The 19,137-nt window shown below is 66.2% G+C and carries 12 protein-coding genes; 8 read left to right on the top strand and 4 right to left on the bottom strand.

Features of this window, described 5'->3' with window-relative positions:
* Positions 1-8: 8 nt before the first annotated feature.
* Positions 9-1,484: an HNH endonuclease family protein gene (locus JOE69_RS03380; protein WP_309796095.1), complete on the bottom strand. Its 1,476-nt coding sequence runs from the start codon at positions 1,482-1,484 to the stop codon at positions 9-11.
* A 167-nt stretch (positions 1,485-1,651) separates the two neighbouring features.
* Positions 1,652-2,920 carry an MFS transporter gene (locus tag JOE69_RS03385; RefSeq protein WP_309796097.1) on the bottom strand — a complete coding sequence of 423 codons (1,269 nt, stop codon included), beginning with the start codon at positions 2,918-2,920 and terminating at the stop codon, positions 1,652-1,654.
* 225 nt (positions 2,921-3,145) lie between these two features.
* On the opposite strand from JOE69_RS03385, the gene JOE69_RS03390 reads away from it, so the two are divergent.
* The 3 genes from JOE69_RS03390 to JOE69_RS03400 are packed head-to-tail and all read left to right on the top strand — an operon-like array spanning position 3,146 to position 5,888.
* Complete coding sequence (locus JOE69_RS03390) at positions 3,146-3,604, top strand: FMN-binding protein (RefSeq protein WP_309796099.1); 459 nt, start codon at positions 3,146-3,148, stop codon at positions 3,602-3,604.
* A 44-nt stretch (positions 3,605-3,648) separates the two neighbouring features.
* Positions 3,649-4,479 carry an FAD:protein FMN transferase gene (locus tag JOE69_RS03395; protein WP_309801119.1) on the top strand — a complete coding sequence of 277 codons (831 nt, stop codon included), beginning with the start codon at positions 3,649-3,651 and terminating at the stop codon, positions 4,477-4,479.
* A complete protein-coding gene (locus JOE69_RS03400; RefSeq protein ID WP_309796102.1) occupies positions 4,476-5,888 on the top strand; it encodes an FAD-dependent oxidoreductase in 1,413 nt (470 codons plus the stop codon). The genes JOE69_RS03395 and JOE69_RS03400 overlap by 4 nt, the downstream gene beginning before the upstream one ends.
* 425 nt (positions 5,889-6,313) lie before the next feature.
* On the opposite strand, the gene JOE69_RS03405 is transcribed toward JOE69_RS03400, so the two are convergent.
* Both JOE69_RS03405 and mobF read right to left on the bottom strand, forming a co-directional pair.
* Complete coding sequence (locus JOE69_RS03405; protein WP_051498916.1) at positions 6,314-8,953, bottom strand: TrlF family AAA-like ATPase; 2,640 nt, start codon at positions 8,951-8,953, stop codon at positions 6,314-6,316.
* Positions 8,954-9,251: 298 nt separating this feature from the next.
* Complete coding sequence (gene mobF, locus JOE69_RS03410; RefSeq protein ID WP_231729582.1) at positions 9,252-12,818, bottom strand: MobF family relaxase; 3,567 nt, start codon at positions 12,816-12,818, stop codon at positions 9,252-9,254.
* A gap of 550 nt (positions 12,819-13,368) precedes the next feature.
* Between mobF and hisD the strand changes: the two genes are divergently transcribed.
* From hisD to JOE69_RS03435, 5 genes are all read left to right on the top strand, one after another.
* Positions 13,369-14,736: a histidinol dehydrogenase gene (gene hisD, locus JOE69_RS03415; protein ID WP_036287078.1), complete on the top strand. Its 1,368-nt coding sequence runs from the start codon at positions 13,369-13,371 to the stop codon at positions 14,734-14,736.
* A gap of 7 nt (positions 14,737-14,743) precedes the next feature.
* Complete coding sequence (locus JOE69_RS03420) at positions 14,744-15,088, top strand: ArsR/SmtB family transcription factor (RefSeq protein WP_081767985.1); 345 nt, start codon at positions 14,744-14,746, stop codon at positions 15,086-15,088.
* A 37-nt stretch (positions 15,089-15,125) separates the two neighbouring features.
* Positions 15,126-17,048, top strand: coding sequence for a heavy metal translocating P-type ATPase (locus JOE69_RS03425; RefSeq protein WP_051498774.1), 1,923 nt, complete (start codon positions 15,126-15,128; stop codon positions 17,046-17,048).
* Positions 17,049-17,173: 125 nt separating this feature from the next.
* On the top strand, positions 17,174-17,872 hold the full coding sequence (locus JOE69_RS03430; protein ID WP_062765658.1) for a VIT1/CCC1 transporter family protein: 699 nt from the start codon (positions 17,174-17,176) through the stop codon (positions 17,870-17,872).
* Positions 17,873-18,005: 133 nt separating this feature from the next.
* Positions 18,006-19,112, top strand: a complete 1,107-nt coding sequence (locus JOE69_RS03435; RefSeq protein WP_036290855.1) for a DUF418 domain-containing protein — start codon at positions 18,006-18,008, stop codon at positions 19,110-19,112.
* The last annotated feature ends 25 nt before the right edge of the window (positions 19,113-19,137 follow it).

Here is a 19,137-nt window from a genome sequence, read left to right on the forward strand (position 1 = left end):
CGGTGGAATCAGAACGGTGCCGTCGGAATCGGCGGCGCCCCCGGCGCGGGTGCCGACGGGGTCCCGGGCGCCGTGGCCGGCGGCTGCGACTGGCCGAAGTCGCTGCTCGGCACTGTGGGGATTGGAACCGTGGGAACCGGCGCGGGCGGACCGGGGATCGCCGGGTTCGGCGGGAGCCCGGATCCGTCGATTCCGGGAAGCAACGGAAGTTCCGGTGGCCCGACCGGCAGCTGCGACCAATCACCGGGACCGTTGCTCCACGGCCCGAAGGGCGGATCCAGCGGTGGTGGCACCGGGAAATAGTTCGGCGGCCAGGGCTGGTCGCCCGACGGCGGCAACGGTGGCAGCCACGGAATCGACGGCTTCGTGGGGACCGGCGGAACGACGACCGGCGGCTTCGGCCCGGAGTCCTTCTGAGCGGGCTTCTTTTCGCTGGCGTTCATTTGGTCGGTGTTCTTCTGAGCCGGCGGTTTCTGGCCGGTGCCCTGCGGAGCCGGTGCCGCCGGCGCGGAATCCGGACTCGGTCCGGCGGCGATCCCGGTATCGGCTGGACGCTGGTTGGTGGGGACCGTCGTCGTCGGGCAAGCCTGAAGCACTGCGGCCATGGCATCGCGTTCTTCCTGGGTCACCCACAACCCGTAGGTCGCCTTCACGCTGATCTGGCGGGCCACATAAGCGCACCTGAACTCGGCATTCGGCGGCAGCCATCCGGCGGCATCGGCAGAATGCTTCTGAATGCTCGTCACGGCATCGACGGCGAGCAGGTTCAACGCGTCATTGGCAAAGCCGACCCGTTGCGCCGCAGACAACGATTGGGCTCCGGTCTGCCAAGCATTGGCAAGCGAAACCACTTCGTCGATCTGGATCATCGAGGCGGCCGCCCGATCGAAAACCAGCCGCCCGCCGGAATACGGGTCTTTCAGCTCCCCGGCCTGCACGATGCATTGGTTGTTTCCTTGCGCTAAGACCACGCCGCCGAGGTCCCGTTTGAGCGTGGCGTTGCGCGAATCGCAACCCACGCCCAGATCCAACCAGGAGGGTCCGAAATTGCTCCGTGCGTACCCGGCCGACGGCGCGGCGGGTTGCACCGGGATCCGGGCCAGCAAATCGAGCGCCAAGGTGCCGAAAACCGGTTGCGGATTCGGAGCGACGGCACCGCTGGGCACCACAGTGGATGCCGGCGCCGGCTCCACGGGAGCCTGGTCGCCCGGGTCCGTCGCCGGCCCGGGCGGTGGCGGATCGGTGACGTAGACGGTGGGGATACCGTTCGGCGTCGGCAGCACCATGGAGCCGGAGGATGCCAGCGCGCCGCGGATCAGGCCGCCCAAGGTGACGATCAAGGAAATCGCCAAAACCACGACGATCAGGAGGATCCACTGCTTCGCGCGTTTGGTGGAGGCCAGGGTTGGCGCATCCGCATCGCCGCGCCCGGCAGCAGCTGGTGCGAAGTCAGCTTCTGACTCGACTGATGGTCTTCTGCCCACCGGTTCCTCCGGATCCCCAAATGTTAATTGGACAGGCCCTCCCCGCACGGACATCCGGTCGCAATTCGACCACCGATAGGAAGAAGGCCTCTCTATTTATCCAGATTAGGGATCATTCCTGAAAGTTTGCAGAATGTTTCCACTTGTTTTCCAACGAGCGTCCGGGATCAGGCCTGCTGGTCTTCCAGGTAAGCCGGTCTGCAGGCGAAAAAAGCCCCTACGCCAAGCAGCGCCAGGGTTGCGAACAGGAAACCGAAGCCCGCAGTCCAGTTCCCAGTGCCCTGATGCAGCAGGCCGAAAAGCACCGGCCCGATGCAGGCGATCGCATAGCCCACCCCCTGGGTGAACCCGGAAAGCGCCCCGGCAGCCTCCCGGCCACGGGTGCGCAGATTGATCAACAACAGCGCCAGCGGGAAGGTCCCCGGACCGATTCCGGCCAGCACTACCCAGAGCCAGGTCAGCTGGGCCGGGCTCAGCCACAAGCCGAGGTACCCGACCACGAAGGCCACCAACAGCACCGCGACAATCGGGAACTGGTTGCGCATCCGGCTGGCCAGCAGCGGAACCAGCAGGCTCAACGGCAAGCCGAGGATCGCGAACAGCGCCAACATCGAGCCGGCATCGGCCCGGCTCAGCCCGGCTTCGCTGAGGATCACCGGCAACCAGGCGAACATGGCATAGGTGTTCAACGAAGTGCAGCCGAACATCACGGTCAAGCCGATCGCCATCGGCGAACGCCAGACGCTGATCTTCTGCGGCGCAGCGGACTCTTGCCGCGCACTTGACCCTTGCGCCGCCCCGGCCGGCGGTACTCCCGCGTGCGCCGGGGGTTGCGGTCCGGTGATCTGGTCGCTGCGGGGCGGGCCGGAACGGCCCAGCAGGGTCAGTACCCAAGGCAATGCCGCCACCAGATTGGCCGCCGCCCACACGACGAGTGAGGTCTGCCAACCGAAACCGTCGGCCACCGGGACCGCCGATTGCGCCGGAATCGCGGTACCGAGGCTGAGCATCGTCACGTAGAGCGCGGTGACCAATCCCACCCGGTCCGGGAAATAGTGCTTCACCAATGGCGGCAGCAACACGTTGCCGGCGCCCAGGCCGGCCAAGCCGACCACGGTGAACACCAGGAACAAAGGAGTGTTCGGAGCGAAGACCCTGGCCACCTGGCCGAACACCGCCACCGCCATGGCCAGGATCGTGAGCTTCTCCAGACTGGCCCAGCGCAGCACGAACGGGGTCAGGAATCCGAAAACGGCGAAGGCCAAGGTCGGCAGCATGCCCAGCAGGCCGATGGTGAGCGAATCGATCGGCAGCGTATTGCTGATTTCGGAGACCACGGGCGGCACCACGGTCACCGCAGAACGCAATGTCGCCGCAACCAGGAGGATCCCGGCCAAAACGAGGATCCGGCCCTTGAAAGTCGCTGATTTCACCACTCGCCCGACTCTACCGGCATTGTCCGGGCGGGAACCCGGAATCGTGCGAATCGTTCTTGTTCGATTGCTCACAGCAGATCCCCAGGCGCTAATCCCCGAATCGGTTGAACCGATCCGGCTCGGATCCCGTCTGATTTAACGTAATCCTAAGGAAACCTTAATCCCGGGAGAAGAGTCCGGGCGGGCATGGGCCCGATTGATCGCCTGAACGAAATGGAGACCACTATGAAAGCCAGAACCCCTACGACCTTGTTCGTATCGGTCGCCGGAATCGCCCTCATGGGAGCGGTCGCCGGTTGTGCTCCGAACGCCACGAGCGGCAGCTCCGCCAGCGGCGCCGCCTCGCCGAGCGCCTCAGCCGAAACCAGCGGTACCAGTTCGGCCGGCAGCTACCAAGACGGCACCTACAGCGCCGACGGGAATTACGTTTCGCCCAATGGCCAGGAAAAAATCGGCGTCACCCTGACGTTGAGCTCGGGTGTGGTTTCCGACCTCAAGCTCACCCCCTACCCGAGCAACCCGTCCACCGAGAAGTTCCAGGGCGAATTCATCAACGGCGTGAACGCGATCGTCGTCGGCAAACCCATCGACGAACTCCAGGTCAGCAAAGTCTCGGGATCTTCGCTCACCAGCGGCGGGTTCAATGCCGCGATCGACCAGATCAAGAAAGAAGCCACGAACTGACCGGCACCGCGGGTGCGGCCGCCGCAGCGTACCGGTTCGAAGCCATCGGCACGCAATGGCAGATCGACACCATCGAGCAGCTCTCCGCATCCGCCCGGGCATCGATCGCCGCGGTGGTCGAAGACTACGATCGCGGGTTCTCGCGATTCCGCAGCGATTCGGCGGTCCGCCGGGCCGCGCTGCCCGGGCAGCACGAGCTGCCCGGGCCAGCGGCGCAGTTGGAACCCCTGTACCGCAGCCTCTACCGGCTGACTTCGGGTGCGATGACGCCCTTGGTCGCCGAATCACTCGAGCACCTAGGCTACGGCGCGGAATATTCGTTGCGGCCCGGGCCCGGGTTCCACGCCGCGCCTGCCTGGTCCGACGCCATCGACTGGCGGGGCACTTCATTACAGACGAAACTTCCAGTGGTCCTCGACCTGGGCGGCGCCGGCAAAGGGCAATTGGTCGATTTGATCGGCGATGAACTCGCGGCACTCGGGATCCCGGGTTCGGTGATCGACGCGAGCGGGGATTTGCGGGTCCGCGGTTTGCCCGCCGAACGGGTCGCATTGGAACACCCCTATGCTCCGGAGCAGGCGATCGGCGTCGTCGAATTGGTGTCCGGAGCGTTGTGCGGTTCGGCTTCGAACCGGCGCGCCTGGGGTGACGGGCTGCACCATGTACTCGATGGAGCCACCGGGAAACCCGTGCAGACCGTGGTTGCGAGCTGGGCCATGGCCGAGTCCGCGATGCTCGCCGACGGCTTGGCCACGGCGTTGTTCTTCGTCGACCACGACGTGCTGGCCACGGAATTCGATTTCGCCAGTGTCCGGGTATTCTCAGACGGCCGTGCCGAAACCTCGGCCAACTTCAACGGGGAGATTTTTCAATGAGATCCTGGCTGGACACCCAATTGGGCCGCTTCACCATGTACCGGCTGGTGCTGGTGGTGCTGGCCGTGCTCGCCGGCTATGCGGCGGTCCTGGACCTGCTCGGCTGGATCAGCTTCGGCATCGCCGCGATCGGACTCAGCCTCGTGGTCAGCCTGTCGGTCACGGTGGCCGTGAGTTGGCTGACAGCCAAGCTCTTCCGGGCCCATACCCACCTGGAATCAAGCCTGATCACCGGGCTGCTGCTGTTTTTCCTGTTCACCCCCAGCACCAGCGCTCGGCCGCTCACCGTCTTGGCGATCGCCGCCGCCATCGCCGGAGCATCCAAGTTCCTGTTCGCAGTACGCGGCCGGCACCTGTTCAATCCGGCCGCAATCGGCGCACTGCTGGTCTCGTTCCTGGGGCCGGGCCTGGTCAGCACCGAACGGGCGAGTTGGTGGGTGGCCACGCCGGCCATGCTCTGGCTCGTGCTGCCGGCGATCCTCCTGGTGCTCTTCCGCACCTCGAAACTGGTCTTCGCCGGAATCTTCCTGCTGGTGTCCAGCAGCATCATCGTCGCCCGCCTGCTCGGCTCCGGGTTCTACGAGCCCGCGGCCGCGTTTGCGCTGCCATTCACGTCCTATCCCGGGTTGTTCCTGGTCGGCTTCATGCTTTCCGAACCGTTGACGCTGCCCCCGCGGCGCTGGCAGCAATGGGGGCTGGCGGGGATCGTCGCCGTATTGTTCTCGGTCCCGTTCGCACTGCCCCCGGTCTATTCCTCCCCGGAGCTCGCCCTGGTCGTGGGCAATCTCATCGCGTTCGCGCTCGGCCAGCGGCGCGGCCTCCGCTTGACCTACCTCGGGGCCAAGGCGTTGACCCCGAGCAGCAAGGAGTTCAGCTTCACGCTGCCCCGTCCGGCCCGGTTCAAGGCCGGCCAGTACATGGAACTCTCCCTGCCGCACCGCGGATCAGACGGGCGGGGCATCCGCCGGGTGTTCAGCCTCACCTCGGACCCGCACGACGGCGGCAAGGTCGCCTTCGGCCTGCGGCTCTCCGAACCGTCCAGCAGCTTCAAACGCGAATTGAATTCGTTGTCCCCGGGAACCGTGGTCTCCGCCACCGGGGTGTGGGGCGATTTCGTGCTGCCGCGCGGTCATGCGCCGCTGTTGTTCCTGGCCGCCGGCGTAGGCATCACACCGTTCATGAGCCATTTGCGTTCCGTGCAGAAGCACAGTTCCGAAACCCGTGACGTGGTCCTGGTGTACACCGTCAACTCGGTCGAAGAATTCGGCTACCGGGACGAACTGGCCCGGTTGTGCGCAGCCGAGGGCGTCCGACTCGTGACCTTCTGCCCGGACGATCCGCAGCTCGGTGAACACCTGGGTTCCGGGTACCCGGAAGCGGAAGTTCCCAAATGCACCACAGGCTCCTGATCTAGGCCACCTCGCTCTGCGGCTCTGCCGCCCCGTAATTCCGGGCAACTTCGCTGCTTTGCGGCGGTGCTTCCGTCAGTCTACAACGTCGTCGATCTGCACGGATCTGCGGCGGAATCGGGTCGGTTTGTACGTTTCTCCGTCGTTTCTCCGTTGACCGCAGGAGCGATAACTGCCGTCGCGTCTAGCGGTGGTGTCACGTCTCCGGCGATGGCGACGGCCGGGGTCACCGGATCAGGTCCGGACGCTCGGCGCCGATGCGCCTGAGCAGACCCGACTTTCTCGCAACCACGACCAACGACAGGCAGTTCGCGCGACCGCGCTCACCGATCGGAGAGGCGGAGCTAAGTGCACGACCGTCGAGGATCACGCCATCGGTCATGACGTCACCGGGCTCGTCTACCACTCAGATGTCAGCGATCTAGCTAGAAGTCGTACAGGCGCTTACGGGCATCGAATGCCGTGCGTCCACCTTCCAACAGGTCTTCGGCGTACTTTCGCACCTTCGGGTTGTCGAGCGATCCGACGCCGTCGGTCGCTGTGCGGCCGTGCTGACCGTCAGCTTCGAGAGTTACGACCAACTCGGCGTCGCCCAGGACGGGCACGTTCGCGTTGTGCGTGCTCACAATTAGCTGTCGGGTGCCTTTGAGGGATCGCAGCTTTTGAACGACGCCGTCGTATACGAATCGGTTGTCGAGGTCATCTTCTGGTTGGTCGATGACAAGCGGACTCATTGATGCGCCGAGTAAGAGCAGCAACAGTGCAGTCGCTCGCTGGCCTTTTGAGAGATCCTCAAGGCGGCGCCACTCCACCGGCGCACCCTTGGAGGCAACGTTGAGTTGCACCTCGACAGCGAGGCCGACTGACTGCTCTTCCAGTTCTCTGAACAACGGTTCTCCGGTGTCCACGATGGCCTTCGCTTGTGCGCCAGTGATGCTCAGCCCCGTTAGCGCGTCCAACCCCGACCGCGCGGCAGTTACGAACGTCGCCACATTGAAGTCATCGCGATCGATGGCGGCGAACACCTGGCCGCGCTGGGTTGTGAAGTGGTGGGAGATCACGGCCTTGATATGGCTGCGATCGGGTGATGCGATCGGCTTAACAATCACAGCTCCCGTCGTAGCGGCGTTGGATGCCTTGATGGCGTCCTTGAGTTGGTTCGCGATCTGCTTGTCAATGTCAGCCAGCGAGCGAAGCAACTTCGTTCTCTCGCCGGTCAGCTTCTTGTACGCCTTCTCGAAGACGGTTCGCTTCTCGGCACGTTTTGTGAGCCGATTGAGGTTGGCCTGCAGAGTCAGGTACTCATCTGGCTTGTGTCCTTGCTCGACCAGTTCGCGCAGCACCGCAGAGACACCGTTGCTCTCGGTCTTTGTCGTAGACTCCCACGACTGCCTGGTCGCCTCGATCTGCGTCTTGGTGTCAGCAATGGCGGCCTGCACGGATGAGGTTGCCTGCTCAAGAGCAGTGGCGAGTTGCCCGAGTACCGGAGCGAGTTGCTCCAGAGTCGTCTTGCGGGGGGAGTCCTTGACGTCGGCCAGCTCGGCGCGAAGCTCCTCGACAACCGCTTCGATACCCCACTCGCTCACCAGATTCTCAACGGTTTGCACCCGTTCGGAGGCATCAGTCAGGACGGCGCCATCCTTGTCCAATCGAGTCTTCTGGTCAAGCTTCGCCGCAAGATCGGTCTTGTCGAACGCTTCCATGCTTTCGGAGAGGCGGGGGATGTCCGCGAGTTCGGTCTCAAGCGCCTCCCGGTCTCGTTCGTGCTTGGCGAGTGCATCACGGTTATCCGCCAGATCCTTTAGGACGTCGTCTCGCTCGGCAGGCGACGCTGGCCTGCCGGCGACGCGTGCGACAAGCTCAGCCATCAGGTCTTTGTCCTGAGCGAGCTCGGCCAATTCGTGCTGACCGAAGATCTCGAGGTTACCGACGATGTCGCGTGGGCGCTGGTTCGTCTGCGTGCCGCTGGAGTCACGAACGATCGCCGGGCTGTTCGTTGTGCGTTCGATAGTAAAACGCGCCGGGCTAGGTGACACCACGTCGACGACGAGCGAGATGACCGTTCCCGCGCCAAGCACGTTCTTGACCATCTCCTTGTGGTCTTTGCTGGATGCTTCGCCGATGGGCGGGATCTCCAGCACGTACCGGAGACTCTCGATAGCGGTGGATTTTCCGGTTCCACGTCCGCCGATGAGGGCCGTGAGATCCTCCGCAAGGTGGAGCTTCTGACCGTCGAGGTAGCCGCCGTCCCAAGCGATCTCGCGAAGCAGAACACGAGAAGTCGATGATGGATCGGTCGTGCTCACTCGGGTCTCCGGCGTCTTAACTGCATGACGGAGCCCCAACAGGCTGGGGGTACTCATCTTGAACCAGGTGCTCGCACCGGGAGAGGCGAGCGTCGCCGGGTCGCAGATGTCGTCGGCATGGATCGCCACCAGCGGATGGCGGCGATCGTAGGGCTTGGTCCCTTTGAGGATCTTGGCCTGGTCACCCAGTTCAGCGACAGATGGCGTGATGCCAATAGCCAGCAGTTCGCGGTGCTTGATCATCTCGGCGAGCGAGTCACCCTTCGCTCGACTCAGCAGTCCAGCGTTGGCGACGTTGGCGTGCGCCGGGATCACCAACGCGCCGCGGGCACACATGTCGGTCAGGATATCGCCGTACGACTTCGTCGTCGTGCCCTTCGCGGCTCCGGGCGTCAAACCGCATGCACCGATCGCGGCAGTGACCTGCTCAGTTGAGGTGCCGCGCTCGAACATAACCAGCAGGTGGATGCCCTCAGACGTGTTTGCCTCGAAGCCCGGGAGCGCCGCGATGCCGGCAGCTTCCGCGTCGGCAATCAGCTGGGACGCGCTGCTGGCATTCCAGTGATCGGTGACCGCTATCAACTCAATCTTCTGCGCCTGAAACTCGGCGATCAAGGCGGCGTTGTACGTTGCTTCATCCGCGTAGGTCTTGGAGGGGGATGGGTTGCCGACGTAACCGAAGGGGTTCACCTGGAGGGCTGCGCGAATCCAGCGGGCGCCATGGTGATCATCAGCTGCGGGTATGACGTTCTTCACCATCGATGTGCCTCGGTTCTTTCCTCAGTGTGAAGACTTAGGTCGAGTCAGCAAGCGCAAGCGACACTGCTCAGGCTGCTCGGGACCATCTTGCCCTGTGCCCGCGGCGCTACGTCAACCTGCGGCGATCGGTGCAGCGGGAGGGTTAGGCGCACTCGAAGACCACATCGCGCGGCACCAGGCTGCGAATGGCAGAGACCAGCGCGGTCGAGAGCCAGAGCCGACTGCAGGCAACGCGGCGTGGGGTTGTTCCGTGTGCCACGCTCCCCAGTTGCATTGACGCTCCAGTTGAAGTGGATCATCACAGGCTCCGCGATGGGCTGGCCTGTGGTTGCTGCCGGTGCGGCATCGTGTGAGTTGCGCGTTCGGAGCGAGACTGTGCACGGCGCAGCGCGGCGTATGCGATCCGGTACTCGGCGGCCTGTTGGGCCTTGGTGATGTCCTTCGGGTTCCCCAATGGCGCGGACCCGGCGATCTCGTATCGGCTCCGGTAGAGCGCCACGGTCGCGACCCGTTCGAGCCATGCGTTCTGGGCACGCTGATCGCTGGGCGGCCGGAGCTTGCTCGTCCACGCCTCGGCGGAGCGCAGCGCATGCTGCGCGCTTCGCCGTGCGGCGATTTCGATGAGGACGCGGCGCGCGTCGAGCGCTGCCTGCACATCGTCCGGCGCCGGGGCATCGGGGATGGGGATGAGCCCGGCGACGCGACGGGGCCGCTTGCCTCGCCCTGCGGCGAGGTTCATCGTCGCTGAGTCCAGTGCTGTGGCGAGGCGTGCTGCCGGGTCGGCTTGCTCTTCTCCGAGGCTGATCGTCGGTGCGAGGGACGTCAGGGTGGCGTTCACATCGTGGCCCGCGGCCTCATGCCGGGCAAGGGCCCCTTCAAGGTGCTCGTAGTAGGGGCTGGTGAACACGTCGTCAGCGACGTCCTCCGGGAACGGCGCGACATCGAGAAGCACGGCCCAGCGTTCGGCGCGTGCTTCGCGGGCCAGGAGGTCGAATTCGTCCAGCAGCGTCGCGAGGGATGCGTGCCGGTCGACTTCGCGGGCGAGAGTCTCGGTGGCGGACGGGTCAGCGTCGCTGCGTGCCAGCACCCGCGCGAGGTGTCCGGTGACGGTCTTCTCCTCCGGCGGGTCAAGGTGTGGCTCGACCTCATGCGGGTCGGGCTGGATCACATACGCCTCGTTGCGTGCTCGGCCGCGGGTCATCGCGACGTAGAACAGTTCTCGGGATGCCTTCTCGGGGTCGATGAGCGCGTGCGCGGTGTCCACGGTGGAGCCCTGCGCCCGATGCGCGGTCGCCGCGTATCCGAGCTCCACCTCGTCGGCGACGTACCCGGCCGGCAGTACGAGCGCTTTTCCGTGGGGGCCATCGCCTTTCCCGACGCGGCGGACGGCCAATGAGCCATCGTCGTAGCGGTGGGCGACGTGCCATCTGTCGCCGTTCTTCACCCATGACCGCCCTGTAGAGAGAGTGCGGTCGTTGAGGCGGGTGACGACGAGATCCCCGACTCCCGCTGTCGTCCCATCGTGAAGGAGCACTCCCTCGGCGTCGACGTGACCGGCGTCTATGAGGTCGGCGCGGGCGCGCTGGTTCAGTTCCGCGACGGCTTCACCGTTCCCGGCGATCATCAGCGTGGACAGGCCCGCCGCGCGGTCTTCCTGCCACGCGGCGTAGAGGACGTCGAGCATCTGGTCGAGCCCGCCGCCGTGCAGCCGGCCCTGCTCGTCGTAGACGTCCAGCACGCCGGGCTCGCCACGGCGCAGCGCGAGGCTGGCGGTCTTCTCCCACTCGTTGGTGAAACGGCGCACATCGGTCAGCTCGGGCACGCCGTGGCGGTGGCGTACGAGCATCCCGAACGCGCCACCGGTCTCGATCGCTGACAGCTGCGCCCAGTCGCCGATCAGCACGACCTTCGCCCCGACCTCTGCCGCGTGCGCGGTGATGCGATCCAGCGCCAGCGTGCCCGCGAGGGACGCCTCGTCGATCAGCACGAGCTGCCCGGCCTGAAGGCTCCAACGGCCTATGCCGTGCTCCCAGAGGAACTTCGCCGTGTTCTCTGCCCGCACCCCCAAGCTGTCGCCGAGAACCTCGGCAGCAGCGGCCGAAGGCGCCAGCCCGATCACGGAGTCCCTACCGTGCGCGGCCGTCCACGCCCTGTGCAGTGCGCGCAGCGCAGTCGTCTTCCCCGCGCCGGCCGGTCCGACGAGCAGATCGAGAGTGAGACCGGAGCCCGCGATCGCCGTGATCGCCGCCGCCTGATCCGGGGCAAGGGCCACTCCGCCGATCTTGCGGGTCACGTGCCGGGAGACGAGACGCGCCGTGAGCCGCGGCGCGTCCTCGGCCTCAGCGTGCTGGAGGAGCCGTGTCTCGGCGTCGAGGATGTCCTGACTCGAGTACGCGATCTGATCGGCCGGCTGGAACCGGTTCGTCCCGTCCGTGCGCATGTACGTGTCGGGCACGGGTCGGTCGTAGTCGGGGGTGAGTCGCAGGGAATGCGCCTCGGCGTGCTGCACGATCTGGTCGAGAGCGGTGATCCGATCGCGGGTAGAGACGAAGCGCAGACCCATCAGCTGCCGCATCGCTTCGGCGTGCAGGTTCCAGCGTCCCCAGGTCGCCCGCCGGTTCGCGACCTCCATGAGCACTACCGCCGCGATGCTCTCCACCTGCCCAGCATTCAGATCATCGGCCCGCAGGCGCACCTGTCCGGCCCCGCGGGCGAGGAGATGTGCAGCCCAGGTGGTGGCGTCTTCGCCGAGCACGGCGGTCGCCCGCTCGCGCCACTGCGCGGTCAGCTCGGCGAGCGAGTGCGGATCCTTCTCCGGCCGTGTCTCCAGCGTCGCTTGCTGCCGCAGCTTCGCCACCGTCGTGCGCGACGGGGTGCGCCCGTACTCGGCGACGAAATCGTCGATCAGCCGTTGCGTGGCCTCCGCGATCCCCGCGCCGTCATCGCCGCCGCCGGTTGTGCGGCGGGAGAACTCTGCGAGCAACCCGGCCGGGACGCCCTCGATCTCCCAGCCGGTGTTGCGGTCCTTCCCGCGGTCCACCGGCACCCACACCACGTCCAGTAGCCGGGCGGTGTGATCGGTGAGGAACGCGTTGTACGACGCCGACAGCGCCACCGTGGCTCGGTGCAGTGTCCGGGAGTCCAGCGACCGCCAGTGCCCGTCCTCGCCCTGCACCTTGTTCGACACGACCAGGTGCGTGTGCAGCTGTGGGTCGGCGGCGCGGGAGTCGTAGTGATCGAATGCCGTCGCGATGACGCCGACCACCGGCATGCGGGCGATCCCGCCATGCCCGACCCGAGTCGCGGCGACCCGCTGCTCGAGATGCGCGAGCGTGTCGCGCATCGCGGCATGATGAGCCTGGGCGATCAGCGACTGCGTGCCCGCGTCGGCGACACCCCAGATCGCGCTCAGCGACTTCGGCGGCGAGAACGTCAGATCGAACCCCGCAACCGCGGTGCGAGGCTTCTTCGCCAGCTCCTCCGCGCGGATGCGGTCGATCGCTTCGTCTCGGTGCCCGCCAGTGAGCGATGCGTCGAGCTTCGCAACCCGGGTTGCGATGCGCTCGCGCGGGGGTTGCAGCCGCGGATACCGCAACCCCAGCGGCGCGCCGGTCACCGGATGAACGCCGTCACCCAGGAGGCGTGCGAGCTGTTCCTCGGTCACCTGATCACCATCTGCGAGAGCTGGGCCCTGTCCAGTGTCCAGACTCGTGAGCCCGGCGCCGAGCCAAAGGCCCGGCGGGCTACCCGTCTCGGTGTAATAGCGGGTCAGGGCGGTGCCCATGTCGCGGTCTCCGTCGCCCGCGACGACCGACTTGAGGAGATACTCGTAGCCGCGACCGGACGACATCACGCGGATCGTCATCACCACGGCGCGCCCCTCCCGAGCCGGTCTCAGGAGGGGGCCGCCTCAGCGGCAAGGTGCGCGCAGCGCGCCCGCTCGCACCCTTGGTGCCAACAGTGTGTGTGCTCTTCGTCGACGGAGTAGCTCGTGTCGGCGATCATCACTGCCAGTGGCCAATCGGGCCAAGCTCACTGTGAAGCGGGCGGAGAACAGCAGCCGTGCGACGCGTCTTCAGCCGGCTGAGGGGATGCTCGATGTTCCGCTTCCGATGAATCAAAGGGGCGCAGTCAACGGAGATATCACGAGTGCGGCGATAGAGGATCGTGAAACCGATCGCATCTCCCATTATCTGCGTAACTGCGTAGGTATGATGCTACCATGAGGTGTGGCACTTCCTTCGACGAGGAACATGCCACAGGCCGTCGGGTCTGCACTGCCTCGCCCGGATCGGCGTGGTTCTCGTTATGAGAGGAACGATCATCTCCATCATCTCCATCACCTTCGAGCCGATCATGGCTTCTGCAACTTTGCGTGTCGCCCCCGCAGGGCCTGTGGCTCGGGGGATCGGGCGATGACTCACGCGTTCGGAAGTGTTGCTGTGCGCGTGATCGGTTTTCGTGGAAGCTCTGCCACCCGGGATGAGGTGCGCCGTGCCGTGCCGCGCGCGGTCGTGGATTTGGCGGGGGCGATTCCTGCGGCGTCTTCGACCATTGCTGACGTGCGACGCGACGGGTTTCCTGCAGTTGCGGAGCTCGCTGCCCGATTCGATCGGGTTGAGCAACAGATGCTGCGGGTGCCGGCGGAGGCTTTGGCGGAAGCATCCTCCGCGCTTGCGCCGGAGCTTCGTGGTGCGTTGGAGGAGGTGATCGAGCGGACCCGTCGGTTCGCGAGCTCACAGTTACCCGCCCCGGTCGTGGTGGGCTTCGAAGGGGACGCCCAAGTGTCGTTGAACTGGTTCCCCATCGAGCGGGCTGGTGTATACGTTCCTGGAGGGAAGGCGGTGTACCCGTCGTCCGTGGTGATGAACGTGGTTCCCGCTCAAGTCGCCGGTGTGCGCTCGATCGCGTTGGCGAGCCCCCCGCAGGTCGAACACGGCGGTTTGCCACACCCGACGATCCTCGCGACGGCGGCGATGCTGGGCATCGACGAGGTCTATGCCATCGGGGGCGCCCAGGCGGTCGCTGCTCTCGCGTACGGCATCGAGGACCCGGCGCAAGAACGTCGCGTCCAGCCGGTGGATCTGATCACGGGGCCTGGGAATGTGTACGTCGCGGCCGCGAAGCGTCTGGTCCGCGACACGGTCGCGGTGGACATGGAGGCCGGCGCGACAGAGGTGATGATCCTGGCGGACTCGCTCGCCGACCCGATGCTGATTGCTGCCGACATGATCTGCCAGGCCGAGCACGACGAGTACGCCGCCGCCGTCTTGGTCACCGATTCCACCTCCCTGGCCCTTGCCGTGCAGACGGAACTGGATCGACAGGTCGCCTTCACGCCCCATGCGGATCGGGTGCGGGCTGCTCTGACGGGTCAGCAGTCGGCGATCGTGATCGTCGACGACATCGAGCACGGCATCGAGGTCTGCGATGCATACGCCCCTGAGCATCTCGAGATCCATTGCGACGACGCTGACGGGGTGGCCGGGCATGTGCGTAACGCTGGCGCGATCTTCATCGGCGCGTCCACGCCGGTGAGTCTTGGGGACTACTGCGCCGGCTCCAACCATGTACTGCCCACCGGAGGCACGGCCACGTTCTCCTCCGGACTCACGGTGCACACGTTCCTACGGGCGGTGCAGACCGTGCGCTACCCGGCCGCTGCCCTCAGCCACGTGCGGGAGACGGTGCGCGTGCTCAGCGCCGCGGAGGATCTCCCCGCGCACGGCGCGGCCTTGGAGGCCCGCTTTGCCCACTCCCGGACGAACATCCAGCAAGGCTGACGTGTCGATGGTTCAGATGACGGCGGAAAGTGAGGATCGCGCGATCGCGGGAGCCGTGGATGTTTTCCGTACTCTCGCCGAGGGGACACGGATCCGGATCATCCTTGCACTCGCGCAACACCCCGAGAGTTCAGTTGGCCAGCTCGCGAGCCGAGTGGGTCGGCCCGCGCCGGCGGTTTCCCAGCATCTGAACCGGCTGCAGCGGAGCGGGATGGTCCGCCGTCGGCGAGATGGTCAACGCATGCTCTATCACCTCGTCGATGAACACGCCGCAGACCTCGCCAACACCGCACTGCACTACGCGGCGGTGCATCTGGAGGATCGGCCGACGCATCACGCACAGACCCGATAGACCTCCGATCATCCTGCTGAGAGATAGGAACCCGCCCATGACCGACCCCATTGCCGCGGACACCGCGGCCCGCCCCGCGGGAAACCGCACAACGTTCATGTCCTTGATGACGCGCGAGCGCTGGATCGAGGTCGCTCGTATCCTTCTGACCGGGTTGGTGGCCTTCCTATACTGGCAGCAGCTCATCCCGGTTCCCGTGCTGTGGGTGGCCGTCGCCGTCGGTCTGTATCCGCTGGTGAAGACGGGCCTGATCGATCTGTTCACCGAACGGAAGATCGGAACCGAGTTGTTCGTCACCGTCGCGACGATTTTCGCGCTGGTCGGAGGCGAAGAGGTCGCGGGAAGTGTGCTCATGGTGATCATCCTCATCGCTGAGTTCATCGCCGACCTCAACACCGACCGCGCGCGTGCGTCCATCCAGGGACTGATCGGCGCGGTCCCTACTATTGCGCGGGTCCGTGACAACGGGCAGGAGCGCGTGGTCCCGATCGCGGAGCTGCACGTCGATGACGTTGTCCTGGTCCGCGCGGGTGACAGCATCCCCGTCGACGGCACGGTCGTCGCCGGAGATGGGGCGGCGGATGAGGCGTCCGTCACGGGCGAAAGCGTCCCGAAGGACAAGTCCGCTGGCTCGCGCGTGTTCGCCGGCACGATCCTCAAGTCCGGGGCACTGGACGTGCGCACCGAAGCGGTCGGGGAGCAGACCACGTTCGCGCGGATCGTGGCCCTCGTCGAGGACGCTGAGGATTCCCGCGCCCCCGTGCAAAAACTCGCGGACAAGGTCGCTGCCTGGCTCATCCCGTTGATCATCGTGTTCCTTGTGGTTGTGTTCCTCGTCACGCGGGATGTGAGCATGATCGTTACACTCATGATCTTCACATCGCCCGCGGAACTGGCGCTGGCGACCCCGATGGTGATCATCGCCGCCATCGCGCGCGCCGCACGCAGCGGCATCCTGATCAAGGGCGGAATCTACTTGGAAAGCCTCGCCCGGGCGACCACCGTCGTATTCGACAAGACCGGAACCCTGACCGTCGGTAGCCCGAAGGTCAGCGCCGTCCGCATCGCTGACGCCTCCGTCGAACGTGATGAGCTGCTCCGGCTCACCGCGGGCCTGGACCGCCGCTCCAGCCACCCCCTCGCCGAAGCCATCGTCACCTATGTGCGCGAGGCCGGCGTAGAGATCCCCGAGCCGACCGATTTCCAGGTCGTCCCCGGCCGAGGCGTCACCGGAACGGTCGAAGGACGTGCCCTGCTTGTCGGCAACGCTGCCCTGCTCGCCGAGGCGGGGATCGACGTGCCATCCACTGCGGAGGCGACGACGGTCATCCACGTTGCCGCGGACGGACGTCTGATCGGCAGCTTCGAACTCGAGGACCAGATCCGGCCCGGCGCGAAAGAAGCCATCGCCGGGCTCCGTGTGAACGGTGTCAAGCGGATCGCGATGCTCACCGGTGACAATGCCGCCGTCGCCGGTCGTGTCGCAGAGAACCTCGGCATCGACGAGGTCTACGCCGATCTGCTCCCGGAGGACAAGGTCGACGTCATCTCACAGATGCAAGCCCGTGGTGAGCGGGTCGCGATGGTCGGCGACGGCATCAACGATGCCCCCGCTCTTGCCCTCGCCGAGACCGGGATCGCGATGGGTGCAGGCGGCACTCAGGCCGCGATCGAGGCCGCCGATGTCGCCCTCATGACCGACGATCTCAGCAAGATCGTCGGCGTGCGCGCGATCGCCCGCCGGGCCTACCGCACGATCCAGGAGAACTTGTTCGTCGGCGTCGGCGTCGTGCATGTGCTCGGCATCACCGCTGCCCTGTTGGGCTGGATCGGCCCGATCCAGGCCGCTATCATCCACCTCGGTCCCGACATTCTCGTGTTCTTGAACTCCACCAAGCTGCTCAGCGTCCGCATCAAGACCGGTCCGGACACTGCTCTTGAGCCATTGCGGCGCGACTAGCCAGCATGCACGACAGCGCCCACGCCGTCGATGGGCTGCGCAGATCTCGGTCTCTGCACAGCCCGTCGACGACGCGGTCTCCACTTGATCGCGCTAGCGACGCATACGATTTGGAAGAAGGACCCATGACCACTCCCACGTCCTCCGCTGCCCGCGTCCAGCGTCTCAACAGGCTGCGTGCCGGAGTCCTCGGCGCCAACGACGGGATCGTGTCCGTCGCGACTGTCGTCGTCGGCGTCGCCAGCGCCGCTGCAGGGGAACCCGCCCTTCTCTCCGCTGGCGTTGCCGCTCTCGTCGGCGGCGCCATCTCGATGGCCCTGGGCGAATACGTCTCCGTCAGCAGCCAGCGTGACAGCCAACGCTCCGCGATCGACGAGGAACGCGGACACCTCGCCGCCGACCCCGATGCCGAGTTCCAGGAACTGATCGCGTCGTATCAGGCTCGCGGTCTCACCGAAGCCACGGCCCGGAGGGTCGCCGACGAGCTCTCCGCTCACGACGCGCTGGCCGCCCACATCGACATCGAGCACCGCCTGGCCGAGGATGAGGTCGTCAGCGCATGGGGTGCAGCGACCGCGTCCGCGATCGCCTTCCTCGTCGGCGGCGTCGTGCCCTTCCTCGCGATCCTCCTGCTGCCCACAGGTATCCGCATCCCGGCCACCTTCGTGCTGGTGCTCTTCGCCCTCGCCGTCACCGGCGCACTCGGCGCCCGACTCGGCAACGCCCGACCGGGACGGGCGGCCGTGCGTGTCGTCGTCGGCGGCACCATCGCCCTAGCCGCGACATACGGAATCGGCACCCTGCTGGGGACCGGAACGGTCTAGGACCCACCCCCGCGCACCAGTCCGGAAACCCTGCGTCCGCTCGACCTGCGAAGAGACCCCTATGCCTCACACCGACCGACCGCGCAGTCCCGGCTCCCAAGACGCACGGACTCCGCTCCGCGAGCGCTTTGCTGTGAACTGGGCGCGCCTGCACGCGGAAGACCGCATCCCCGGCATCGACCTCGCGCGAGGCATGGCCGTGGTGGGGATGTTCGCCGCGCACCTGCTGTGGATTACGCCGCTGGTCTGGAGCGACCCGGGAACCTGGACGGGCATCGTGCAGGGCCGCTCCTCGATCCTGTTCGCCACACTCGCCGGAGTCTCCCTGGGGGTGATGGCTGGCGGGGCCCGGCGGCCCAGCCCCGCGGAACTGCCGGCGCTACGGGCACGACTGGTCTACCGGTCCCTGCTGCTCTGGCTACTGGGCGTCGTCCTCCTCGGCCTCGGTATCCCGGTCTACATCATCCTGCCCGCCTACGCGATCCTGTTCCTCCTCGCGCTGCCATTCTTGCCCCTCCGCCCGCGGCAGGTGCTGATCGTTGCGGGAGGGATCGGGCTTCTCGCCCCTTTCCTGCAGGCATGGGTCGACGCCCTCCCGTGGTGGGAGACCGGCAGCGGTCGCATGGCGGCGTGGCTGCTCGGGTGGCACTACCCGTTCCCGGTCTGGATCGCGTTCGTGCTCGCCGGCCTCGGACTCGCCCGCACCGACATTCGCCGGTTGCGCACCCAGCTGGCGATGCTCGGTGCTGGCATTGCCCTCGCGGTCCTCGGGTACGGCCTCGACGCCGTCTCCGGCACGCGGGACGTCCCCGACGATGGGGCGTTCTGGGACGTGCTGTGGACTGCCGAACCACACTCCAGCGGGCTTCTCGAGGTGATCGGCTCCGGTGGGTTCGCCATCGCCGCGATCAGTGTGTGCCTGCTCGCCTGCCGCACACCACTGATTTGGATCACCCTGCCGCTGCGGGCCACCGGCAGCATGCCGCTCACCGCCTATGTCACACAGCTCCTCCTGTGGGCGGTGCTCGCCAGCATCGGCCTTGGCACCACCGGCGACCTCGGCGCGTTCCGTGACACGGCCCCGTTCTGGCCTCTGACCATCGCAACCATTACAGGCTGCACCGTCTGGGCGCTACTGATCGGGCGTGGACCGCTCGAGCGGGCGATGACCCACCTGCCCGCCCGTCGCTCGACGTCATCGGGGCGGTCCATCCCGCGAGACGATGCGCACCGCCCCTAACGTTCGGTTCCGATCCCTCCGGAGC

The sequence above is a fragment of the Arthrobacter russicus genome (assembly GCF_031454135.1).
GTDB classification, from domain to species: Bacteria; Actinomycetota; Actinomycetes; order Actinomycetales; family Micrococcaceae; genus Renibacterium; species Renibacterium russicum.